Source organism: Mycobacterium sp. (assembly GCF_049280035.1).
Lineage (GTDB): Bacteria > Actinomycetota > Actinomycetes > Mycobacteriales > Mycobacteriaceae > Mycobacterium.
Genome location: NZ_JBAPPI010000225.1, coordinates 1 through 6203 on the forward strand (window position 1 = coordinate 1; position 6203 = coordinate 6203).

Below are 6203 nucleotides of genomic sequence, written 5' to 3' on the forward strand. Positions count from 1 at the left end.
GCACCTGGTGGAACTTGATGTCGTGGTCCTCGGTCGCGCTGTACACCTTGACCGGGACGTTGACCAGCCCGAAGGAGATCGAACCCTTCCAGATGGAACGCATAGAGCCAGTATGCCCATACGACTACCCGGATAAGCGCTTAACTGCCGCTCGTCAGCTTCCTACCGGTTACCTGCCACGTCTCGACGCGACCCGCCCCCTTGACCTCGATCGTCCCACGAGCCTCGCAATCGAATGCACCGGAGACAAGGTCGAACGTATTACGCATGATTTGGATGACGCCGCTTTGGCCGTGCGACTCCATGCGGCTGGCCATATTCACCGTCTCGCCCCACAGATCGTAGATGAATTTCCTGCGGCCGATGACGCCGGCGACCACCGGTCCGGAGTTGATGCCGATGCGGAAGGCGAGTCTGCGCCCGCCGAAAGTCCGTTTGCCGATCTCCGCCTGCATGTCGAGCGCGAAGTTGACCAGAGCGTGGGCGTGGTCGACCCGCGGGCGCGGCACACCGGCGGCGACCATGTAGCAGTCGCCGATCGTCTTGATCTTCTCCAGGTCGTATTTGTCGACGAGGTCGTCGAAGCATTCGAACACGTCATTGAGCAGGTCAACTAGGGTCAGGGGCATCATGGTCGCCGCCATCGGGGTGAATTCGACGATGTCGGCGAACAGGATGCTGGCCTCGTCGTAATGGGCGGCGATCGCGCGCGGTTGCGTCTTCAGGGCCTCGGAGATCTCCCTCGGCAGGATGTTGAGCAGCAGCATCTCCGAGCTTTGCTGGAAGAAGTCGCGGCGGCGGACGAAGTAGTGCAGCAGCCCGAATACGACCGTAATCACCGTTCCCAGGTTGAGCACGAAGAACCACGTCACGAACGCGTCGGGCAGCTGCGCCGGCGTCAGATGAGGTTGCAGCAGAGCGGTGATGGGCAGCAGCGCGACGAAGCCGACGATCCAAAACAGCGTGCGCTTGGGCTCTTCGAGCAACAGCGAGCCCAGCGGACACAGTGCCGCCCAGATAATCACCGCGCTGGACGGCTGAAAGCCGCCCAGCGCGATCGTCACCAGCCACGGCAGGATCAGGATCACCAGCAGTTGGGTGAAGCGATAGAACTCGAGATTGCGGGTCCAGGCGAACAAAGCGGTGTTTACCAGTGTGAAGACCGAATAGAACGCCGGCACCGCGGCCGCGAGCGGGGCATGCACCGCCACATAGATCAGGCTCCACAGCACCGTGAACGGTAGGGTCCCCGCGCACAGCACAACTGCCAGACGCTTCTGCAAAGCGACTTCGTTGCTATCGGCCGCCGTTGCGCCGATTCGTCCCGCCCAAGCGGTCAATCATGGCCCTTTCGTTCAGCGCCGCCCGATCCGGTAGGTCGGCACCCGCCCGGGCTACGGTAACCGCCGCCGCGTTGCTGGCGGCCTCGATTGCCGTCGTCAGCGCATCCAGGTCGATCCCGGCAAGCTCGGTACGTCGTTGCGCGCCCAACAAGCCCGAGCCCCACAGCGCGTCGATCAGGCCGGCCATGAACGCGTCGCCGGCGCCGACGGTGTCGATCACCTGAACCCGTCGGGCCGCCACCTGCGTTTCGCCGGCTGCGCAGACCGCCGCCGCTCCCCGGTCAGCCATCGTCACCACGACAATCGCGGGACCTAACGCCAGCCAGGTTTGCGCGGTCCGCTCGGGCGGTTGGTCGGGGTCGATCCAGCGCAGGTCCTCCTCGCTGACTTTCACGATGTCGCTGCGCTCGACGAGGCGCTCGATGCGTTCGCGGGCCAGATCCCGGTCGACAATCAATGACGGACGGACGTTGGGATCGAAGGCGATGGTGGCCGAGACATGGTAGGTGTCGACCAGCGCCGCGACCGCCAGGCAGCCCGGTTCCTGCACGGCCGCAATCGATCCGGTGTGCACGAACAGCGGCGGCGTCACCGGCGGCGTGCCGGAAAGCTGCCAATCCAGATCGAACACATAGCTGGCCGAGCCGTCATCGCCGACGGTCAGTCGCGCCGTCGCTGTCCGGGCAGCCGACTGGCTCCCCGAAACAAGTTGCGCCCCTGCATCATTGATGTACTGGGTGATGCGCCGCCCACGCACGTCGTCGCCGATGTGGGTCAGGAAGTCGACGTCGCGGCCCAGTCGGGCCAGCCCGACGGCGACATTGAGTGGGCTGCCACCGACGTGCTCAGCGCTGACCTGGCCGTCCTGCTCGACAATATCGATCAGGGCTTCGCCGATCACCAGCCCGCGGGTCATCCCAGTAATGCCTGCAGCGTCGCCCGAGCTCCTTTGTGATGCAACGATTCCAGCGCCCAACGGTAGGCCTGCGCGAAGCGCGGCTGGTGGGCCAGATCTCCGAATATCCCGGTGATCTCGATAAATGCGCAGGGATGCTCGTGTTGGGATCGGGCAATCGGCACTAGCGAGTCGGCGAGCTGGTCCACCACCTCGAACGGCTCGCCCCACTCGTTGACACCCTCGGCGTAGCGGGCCCAGCTCGCCACTACTGCCGCGCCGAGCCGAACCGAACCATCGCTGGCCAGGTTGTCGCAGATCACCGGGAGCAGCCATTTCGGAATGCGGTCCGACGAGTAGGCGCACAGCCGGGCAACGGTGTCGCGCACGCCCGGGTTGGCGAACCGCTCGACCAGCGTGCGACTGTAATCATGGAGGTCGATCCCGGGTACCGGTGGCAGCGTCGGGATGGCCTCGAAATCGAAGTAGGCGAGCAACAATTCGGCGAACAGCGGATCGCGTGCCGCGTCGTGGACAAACTCGTAACCGCACAGATGGGCGAAGTAGCACAGGCACTGATGTCCCGCGTTGAGCATCCGCAGCTTCATCGACTCGTACGGGACGACGTCGTCGACCAGCAGCACCCCCGCCTGCTCCAACGGTGGCCTGCCGTCGGCGAAGTTGTCTTCGAGAACCCAGGCGCTGAACGGCTCGGCCACCACCGGCCACCGGTCGTCGACACCGAAGTCGCGCCGCACCGCCGCGGCCATCTCCAGTGTGGTGGCCGGGGTGATCCGGTCCACCATCGAACTCGGGAACCGGGCATGTTCGGCCACCCACTCGGCAAGCCCGGGGTCGCGTTGTTCGGCATTCGCCAGGACCGCGCCCCGCGCGATCGCGCCATTGCTCTCGATGTTGTCGCACGACACGATTGTCGGCGCGGCGATCCCGCGGTCGCGACGCCTGGCCAGCGCCTCAGTGATCAACATGAATGCGGGCCCGTCGGGGTCGCGGTAGCCGCCCTCGGTGATGGTCAGCGAGATGATCCGGGTGGTTGGCGCGGCCAGCACCTCCAACGCTGCTTGCGGATCGTCCGGTGCGTAGCGATAGTCGATGATCGAGCCGATCACCTGTGCGTCCCGGCTGCCGTCGGCGCTCTCCGCGATCAGCGTGTAGAGGCCGTCCTGGTCACGCAGGACGTCGCGCATTGTCCAGTCGCCGGGCATCACCCCCACCCCGCAGATGCCCCACTCGCGCGCCAGGCCCCGCTGCAGCAGCCGGTCGATGTACATGGCCTGATGCGCCCGGTGAAAGTGACCGGCCCCGATATGGACGATACCGACGCCGACGCTGCCGCGGTCATAGTTCGGCGTGGCGATCGGCAGCCTTCCTAGCGCTGCATTGTTCAGTTTCATCAGGGTAGCCACGATTGCACGACTCCTCCCGGGCCAAGGCCCGAATCGTCATTGCGTGAGTGGCGCACGCTTACCTAAGCGGAGAAGCTCCGCCTCTGACGGTCGACAACATTAGGACATCAGCGAGCGCGCGCCACGAGTCGGTTATAGCGCTTGCGCCAGCATCAATCAATTCCGCACGGCGGCAATCCCTTTCGTCGGGTAGCACGAACATCAGGTTCCCGACGGTGAGGTAGCCGGCCGCGACCGCGGACGTCACGCCGGCCACGGAGTCTTCGATGGCCAGACCTTGATGGGCCTCGACGCCCAGTTCCTGGCCGGCATGCAGGTACACCGCCGGGTCGGGCTTGCTTGTCGGCACGGGAAGGGAATCCTCCGCGCTGAAGCGCACATCCGCCGGTATGAGCGGATCAAGGCCGGTCGCGGTGAAACACGCATTCAACCGCTTGAGAGCGCTGGAGCTGACGGCCGTCAGCGCATATTGCGACGCCAGGTCCCGCAATGGTTCGAGTACCCGCGGATCTGGCTTCAAGGTCACGCCCAGATGAGCGGTGACCCGTTCGCGCTCTTCGAGCACCCATTTCTCGAGTTCGTCGGCGCACAACGCGCGGCCGGCTGCGACATCGCTGTCTGAGGCGGCGACCGCCGCGGGACGGCCCTGGGCCAGGGTCTGCTCGAATGGCACTTCGCACTGCACAGCCAGGTCGAGAGCAGTGCTGCGGAAGTTCTTCCCGACGGCCCGCTTGCGCAGCTCCTCGGCGCTGAGCGGAGCGGTCACGCCGAACCTGGCCAGGAAGCGATTGGTCACCTCGGTCGAGGCGGCGAATGCCGGCCTCTCCGAAGGGAACAGGTTGTAATCGGCGTCACATAGCAACGTGGTGATTGGCGCGGGGTCGAATTCGCGCACAATGCTCAATCCGTCGTTCATCGCGACACCAGCTCCCGCTCGTCGTTCCGCATCGCTTGACGCAATGTGGGCACCACACCCCGTTCGTCGATATCCGCAATCATGTCGCGCAGGCGCTCCGCGAAGCCGGGAACCATCCTTAACTCGGTGAACATTTTATGCCCGACCAACGGGTCGGGGTTGTTGCCGGCCATGGTCGCCAACCTAGTCAGCGGTATCGCCTGCGAGTCTTCGAGGCGGAGTTTGCGCCCCTTGAGGTCGCGGCCGTGCATGTAACGCGCCCAGCCGGCAACAGCCAATATCAGCAGAGTGTGCGGTCTGCCCTGCGCAATCGCTTCCTGCAGGGAGGGCAAAACAAACGACTGTATTTTGCTCGATCCTCGACGAGCCAGCCGCGACAATTGATCGCTCATCCGGGGATTGCTGAGCCGGTCAAGCAAGATGTCCCGGTAGTCGGGTGTGTTCATGCCGGGCACCGCCGGTAGCAGTGGCTGAATCTCGTCGCGCATGAGGTGCTCGACGTAATCGAAGATGACGCGGTCCCGCATCGCTTCGTCGGTGCGCTGGTAGCCGGCCAACGTGGCCAAACATGCGAGTGCGACATGGGTTCCATTGAGCAGACGGGTCTTGATCAGCTTGTGGTCGCGGACGTCGGCCACGAATTCGGCGCCGACCTCATCGAGCGGCGGGCGGCCGTTGCTGAAGCTGTCCTCGATTACCCATTGGCAATACGGTTCGGTCACCACCGGCAACCTGTCGGTGATGCCGAATTCGTCCTCGACGAATCGGCGTTCCGAGTTTGAGGTCGCAGGGGTGATGCGGTCGACCATGGTCGACGGGAATGCGACATGTGCGTCGATCCAGCGGGCAAGCCCGGGGTCTTTCAACGCGGCGAACGACACCAGCGCGGTCCGCGCCGGCTGCGTGTTGTCGGGAATGTTGTCACAGCAGAGCACGGTAAACGGTGCAATGCCGGCGCGGCGACGCTGGTCGAGTGCCTCGGCCAGGTATGCCCACGCGGTGGCAAAGCGATCCGACGCGACGAGGTCGGCGCGCACGTCAGGGTGGGTAGCGTCGAACTCGCGCGAGACCGGATCCAGGAAGTACCCGTCGCCGGTTACCGTCAGGCTGACGACGCGGGTACGCGGATCAGCCAGAGCGGCACGGACCGCCGCGCTGTCGTTCGGTGCGTAGTGATAGTTGCCGATCGAGCCGACCACACGGGCCGTTTGGCGGTCATGGCCGCGCTGCACGACGGTGTAAAGCCCATCCTGGGCCGATAGCAGATCCTTCACATCGCGGGAGCGAAGACTGACGCCGGTGACCCCCCAGTCATGGGAAATGCCCAAGCAGGCAAGGTCATCGAAGTACACGGCTTGGTGCGCACGGTGAAAGTTGCCCGCGCCGATATGAACTACGCCACACTGAAGGGCCGAGCGGTCGTAAGTTGGCACGTCAATGCGCTGCGAATGCAGTCGCAGGGTCGCGTTGCTTAACGGGACGCCGGCCGAACGGCGCCAGGGAACCATAGGAATCACATTGGGCATTTTCGTCTGTGCCCCATGGGTTCGCCCGTCGAACCCTTTAGTGTCCGGGTTAACAAGATTGTTACGGCGAGCATGATAATCGGTGGTGAGACACCG

The 6203-nt window shown here is 64.5% G+C and carries 6 protein-coding genes and 1 pseudogene; 1 reads left to right on the forward strand and 6 read right to left on the reverse strand.

What is annotated here, in order from left to right:
- The 6 genes and pseudogenes from WAN71_RS07415 to WAN71_RS07440 form a co-directional block, all read right to left on the reverse strand.
- Nucleotides 1–103 (reverse strand): annotated as a pseudogene (locus WAN71_RS07415) (Ku protein); the annotation flags it as partial.
- A gap of 37 nt (nt 104–140) precedes the next feature.
- A complete protein-coding gene (locus tag WAN71_RS07420; protein ID WP_422224714.1) occupies nt 141–1283 on the reverse strand; it encodes an adenylate/guanylate cyclase domain-containing protein in 1143 nt (380 codons plus the stop codon).
- A gap of 13 nt (nt 1284–1296) precedes the next feature.
- Nucleotides 1297–2259, reverse strand: coding sequence for a carbohydrate kinase family protein (locus WAN71_RS07425; protein WP_422224715.1), 963 nt, complete (start codon nt 2257–2259; stop codon nt 1297–1299).
- Entirely contained in the window at nt 2256–3653 is a 1398-nt protein-coding gene (locus WAN71_RS07430; RefSeq protein ID WP_422224717.1) for a mannitol dehydrogenase family protein, read from the reverse strand. The genes WAN71_RS07425 and WAN71_RS07430 overlap by 4 nt, the downstream gene beginning before the upstream one ends.
- Nucleotides 3654–3723: 70 nt before the next feature.
- Nucleotides 3724–4581 (reverse strand): HAD family hydrolase, encoded by an 858-nt coding sequence (locus tag WAN71_RS07435; RefSeq protein WP_422224716.1) that lies wholly within the window; start codon nt 4579–4581, stop codon nt 3724–3726.
- Nucleotides 4578–5933, reverse strand: coding sequence for a mannitol dehydrogenase family protein (locus tag WAN71_RS07440; RefSeq protein ID WP_422224718.1), 1356 nt, complete (start codon nt 5931–5933; stop codon nt 4578–4580). Before WAN71_RS07440 ends, WAN71_RS07435 begins: the two co-directional genes overlap by 4 nt.
- Here WAN71_RS07440 and WAN71_RS07445 point away from each other — a divergent pair.
- On the forward strand, nt 5895–6056 hold the full coding sequence (locus WAN71_RS07445; RefSeq protein ID WP_422224719.1) for a hypothetical protein: 162 nt from the start codon (nt 5895–5897) through the stop codon (nt 6054–6056). The genes WAN71_RS07440 and WAN71_RS07445 overlap by 39 nt on opposite strands.
- Nucleotides 6057–6203: the final 147 nt, after the last annotated feature.